Annotated in this window: 6 protein-coding genes and 3 pseudogenes; all 9 read right to left on the bottom strand. The window is 36.9% G+C overall.

The window, feature by feature from the left end; genetic code table 11:
• The coding region (locus tag FQZ95_RS15740; RefSeq protein WP_001765626.1) for an ISAs1 family transposase at positions 1–194 on the bottom strand (194 nt) is incomplete at its 3' end.
• A 142-nt stretch (positions 195–336) separates the two neighbouring features.
• Positions 337–717: pseudogene (locus FQZ95_RS15735) on the bottom strand (HEAT repeat domain-containing protein); the annotation flags it as partial.
• Positions 718–821: 104 nt separating this feature from the next.
• On the bottom strand, positions 822–1202 hold the full coding sequence (locus FQZ95_RS15730) for a YbbC/YhhH family protein (RefSeq protein ID WP_160530414.1): 381 nt from the start codon (positions 1200–1202) through the stop codon (positions 822–824).
• Positions 1174–1260: pseudogene (locus FQZ95_RS27030) on the bottom strand (pentapeptide repeat-containing protein); the annotation flags it as partial. The gene FQZ95_RS15730 and the pseudogene FQZ95_RS27030, both read right to left, overlap by 29 nt.
• A gap of 30 nt (positions 1261–1290) precedes the next feature.
• Positions 1291–1539 (bottom strand): annotated as a pseudogene (locus FQZ95_RS15725) (pentapeptide repeat-containing protein); the annotation flags it as partial.
• A 230-nt stretch (positions 1540–1769) separates the two neighbouring features.
• A complete protein-coding gene (locus FQZ95_RS15720; RefSeq protein ID WP_337190658.1) occupies positions 1770–2102 on the bottom strand; it encodes a DUF6258 family protein in 333 nt (110 codons plus the stop codon).
• Between the two features lie 621 nt (positions 2103–2723).
• Positions 2724–2951: an NTF2 fold immunity protein gene (locus FQZ95_RS15715; protein WP_000404862.1), complete on the bottom strand. Its 228-nt coding sequence runs from the start codon at positions 2949–2951 to the stop codon at positions 2724–2726.
• Positions 2952–3194: 243 nt separating this feature from the next.
• Positions 3195–3764: a protein YbfC gene (gene ybfC, locus FQZ95_RS15710; RefSeq protein WP_160530411.1), complete on the bottom strand. Its 570-nt coding sequence runs from the start codon at positions 3762–3764 to the stop codon at positions 3195–3197.
• The coding region (locus FQZ95_RS15705) for an RHS repeat-associated core domain-containing protein (RefSeq protein WP_160530410.1) at positions 3761–4366 on the bottom strand (606 nt) is incomplete at its 5' end. The genes FQZ95_RS15705 and ybfC, both read right to left, overlap by 4 nt.

Below are 4366 nucleotides of genomic sequence, written 5' to 3'. Positions count from 1 at the left end.
TCAAAATCACCATATTGCTTCAAAAAATCGAGATGTGTTTCCCCAAAATCCTCTATATCTTCCCAGCCTTCTGCACCAGAAATAACGGCACAAATAGTCAACAGTAGAATATCCGACAATTTATGTTCCACTTTCCAGGCTTGTCTGTAATCGGGGATAATAGAAATATGTTCCATCAATTTTTTAAGTTCTATTTTGTTCTCCTTAATTATGTAAGGAGTATTTGATCATGTATACGCAATAAAAAACAGCTTCAGGTAATGAGGAATATCTCAATTTTTAAACATAAAATGCGAATTACTTAGTACAAAAAAGCAGCGTTACGTGATCTTTCCCTGGTGAATAAATTGGGTTTTTCTTGCATCGCTGAGCCGTTGACTCGATTGCTGTAGCTCGAACGCAAGCGCTCTTATCATTCAATGCCATATTGTTCAAAATATTAAACACATTATCTTCGCATTTTTTGCAAATTTTTATTTGCCCGAGTATAAATGCTCCGATATCTCTACGGATATAATTTTTGTCAGCGCAGAATTCAATTGCCAATCTAACAGCGTCTTGCCCCCCTCTTAACTGTAATACTCTGGCAGATGAAATCCTTTTCAAGGAATTGCGATCATCAAGTAAGCGAAATAATTCATCATCATTTAGTTTCTTACATTGATTGTATAAACCATACTCTTTACTTGCCTTTCTTTTCTGGTATGTATTCGACATTGTAGGAATATCCATAAAGACTATCTTTTTCTATCGTTTGACTGTCTGGAGTCCTCCACCTACTCTGCCATCAGCGCACACGATGTTTGTTTATCCTTACATACTTATTTTCCGTGGCCAAAATTTAGAATTCTCCCATCATTTTTGCCTATTTCTATAATAAAAACCCCACCAGCAATTTGTTCTGATTGAATGGTGCCTTCAACAATCCAACTTGTTGGTAATTCCTTGATTTTGTATGGTTTTTCTTCTTCTGCGGCATCATGCCCATAACGATTCTTAACATATATCTCAGCTAATTCCAATGCTATGGCTTTATTTTTAACCAAATTTCTAACGGTATATTTCCCCTCACTTTCATACTTGCGCATTATTATAATATTATTACACTGCGCCCATGTGTTGTATGTAAAAACAAACAAAGATACAATTACACAGGTTCTGAATAATATTTTCTTACACGTTGCTATGTATTCTGAAAACATTAGGCAATCCTTTTCCATTTGTTATATCTTTCCCATGATTATCTATTGCTTTAAAATTTTCACCTATTGACCTTGAATTACTAAAATCACTTCCAGTGAAATCTGAGTTATTCAGAATAGCATTCATCAGAGCCGCATTGCGAAAGACAGCATTTCTAGTTGATGTATGTTGAATCATTACATTTCTTAAATGAGTTTTTTCAAATTTCGCCCCATCAAGACAATAACCATTGAGGATGGCACGATGTAGATTCATCCCGCTAAAATCATATCCAGCAAGAGTGGTACTATCTATCTCAAGAAATTTATTGGTTATTAAAAATGCGATTCTTATCATCTGTTCCTCCAATCATCTAACTCCGGAAAATTTGAAAACCAGAACCTCGCTTAGGGGGTAGGATTATTCTGCGTACCACGCTGTTGTCCTTTCCGTGCTGATAAGGGCCAGCAAGTTATCCGGTTTGCTTCGTTGAGTTCACCACGCTAAAGCTCCGTGTCCACATAACCTAGGTCGGAGGCATGACCTTCTCTGGTTCGTCCCATCTAAAATGTCTATAAAGAACATGGTTATTCAATTATTTTTTCTTTGAGTTTATTCTCAATCCAGCTGTCTTTATACCTGATGAAAATTTGACACTCACCAATATTATCAATGTCTCCAGAATTTGTATTTGGAATTTGTCCAACTGCAACTATAGTTGATTCAAAATATTCAACATTGACATTATCTGTAATTATTGAAATTATATAATCATCTGGAATAGAGCCATTAGGAGTTATATTGAAGAAACTAACACCTGAAAATACCAAATAACCATCTTCTAAGTCTTCATTATCATAAAAATTCCATTCTGTTGTACCATAGGCTATCCTTGAGATTAAATTAACCTGAATTCTAATTTGTTTACTCCATAAATAAAATTAAATTTTTTTTATTGCTCGATCACCAAGATATATTCTATCAAACATATTACCCCCCTATTCTAAAAAATACTCAGGCATTCCGCACATTATATCAGCCTCATCTTGATTGCTTCCCGTTTCCCGATACGGCGGCGCGGGGAGTCATAAAGGTAAGAAATTTCCAGCAGTACGGCGTCCTATTGTTCACGGCGGTAATGCACCAGCCAGTATTGGCTATCATAGTGATAACCGTGTAACCTGCCGCCGCATCGCGTATCTAATGTTCATTCTTTTCCATAAACCGTCCGTACACATTGTGATAGTAAAAATAAAATACATCTTTGCTGATGCGGTTATTCTGCTGCATGTGGGGAGCGCCGAATACTGCTCCCGGTATGGCCAGTAATTACTATTTAGTACGACGTTAGGGGGAGTCAATTAATCTCACAGATACTTCAAGTAACAGATGAAAATCGCTCCTGAAATGAAAAAAGAAATTTTTTTGAATGTGTTCCTGTCAAATCAAGTGGTTTTTTCGTCGATATGTAGAGTCATATTGTAAACAAAATTGTTACGAAACACACCTTGGTAAAATATTTGAATCGACTGTACAGTGGATTATTTTGTGTGTATTACATTCAACACTTGCCCATCTTTTTTCGCTATTAGTATTGTAAAATTTCCTCCTAACGTCTTCGGTTGTTTTCCCTCGATTTTCCAACAATTATTGTCATCTGTAATACTATATGGTTTCTGAAATTCTGCTTTTTCTTTCCCGTATACATATTTAATGTAAACATATGATAATTCCAAAGCCATTTCACGACTATTTACTAAAATTTCCACTGGATTTTCTTTTCCAAATACTGAGTGTGATATTGTAAACAATATCATAATAAGTAATATTAGTGAGTTTCTCGTGTTCTACACCTATCGAATCTCAAAAGTTGAGGGTAAAACATTACATTCAGAATATATGATATTCCTACCATCGGAATCCATTTTTCCAAATCGACCTTCTGGTGTACCTGGATATCCATTAAGAACATGTTTTTCCGAATGGTTAATTTATTTTCTCAGGAAGATGTTTTATTTTTCTTCACTACGAAGCAGTTCATGCTGTATTTTTGTTAAACATTCGTAAGACTCATCTTTGTTCGGGAGATGTGCTGTCATTCGAGCATAAGTTGGCTTCTCATCTTTAAAATATTTAACCATGATTGAATTATCAAGGACTGCCAACAACTGAGCTGGATCACTGCTCTTTTTTTGATAGATACCCGCTCTTATATAACTTCTAAACCGATCGCCGAGAAACGCCGTTTTTTCTGCTGTATTTATCAACTCCTGCAACGTTCCTTTGATGGCATGATTTTCATTAAGGCGTAGTGACCCGACGCGAATTAAGAGTCTCGCCCCGCTTGGTGTGAATTTATTATTTTTACATGTACCCAGTTCTGTTTGCCAATAATACTCACCGATGTCCTCATTCTGATACCATCTCCACATGGCTTTATTATTTAAGACAGGAAACGCGGAAAAAATAGTACCCTTAGCGAAAATAGTAAAACAATCATGATCTTTAGCTTGTATTTTGCAATCAGCTATAACACCAAAACTAACAAATATCATCAGCAAAAAGAACAAAAATCTTTTCATTTTCTTATTCCTCTCGATGTTCTCTGTTTCATTTTAGCTAAAATTTCACCCAAATCATCTATCCCTGCTGTTGCTGGCCCATCGGGTTTATTAATGTCTGGGAATAAATAGGGTTCTGCACAAGTATATCCTGGTGGTAATTGAGTTGTTGGCCAATTTGTCTGTGGCAGGTAATCACTTGCTGTCTTTGTATCCATCCCTGGATACTGGGGATCATCCTGTGGCGTACAAGTCAGATTTGGTTTTACCCACTTCCTGCAATACAGTGTGTAGTCGTAAGGGCTTAATGCTCTGAAGAATGTTTTGAAAACATTAGGCGCACTACTGGCCTGGTCAATAGGATATGGCAGTCTTAATTGTTTCGCTATGTCTGGCAATTTACTTGGATCGGGCGTAGGCGGTTTGTTGGATCTCGCTCCATATCCGCCATTATTTAAGTGTCCATATTTTGATGCCAGTCCCATTGAATCTATATACTGAACCGGATTCAACGGATACTGATAAAAATTCCACCCGCCTTCCAGCCCAATCGGATCCTGAGTGATATACCGCCCCTGCAGCGGGTCATAATAGCGATGGCGGTTGTAATACAGGCCGGACTC

The sequence above is a fragment of the Escherichia sp. HH41S genome (genome assembly GCF_009820115.1).
Lineage (GTDB): Bacteria > Pseudomonadota > Gammaproteobacteria > Enterobacterales > Enterobacteriaceae > Escherichia > Escherichia coli_F.
Note: the sequence above shows the minus strand (reverse complement) of the source record. Positions and strands in the feature narration are given on the sequence as shown.

Excerpts from the sequence above, each read along its gene's own strand:
- ybfC (WP_160530411.1), bottom strand. The coding sequence starts at position 3,764 with ATGAAAAGATTTTTGTTCTTTTTGCTGATGATATTTGTTAGTTTTGGT.
- FQZ95_RS15730 (WP_160530414.1), bottom strand. The coding sequence starts at position 1,202 with ATGTTTTCAGAATACATAGCAACGTGTAAGAAAATATTATTCAGAACC.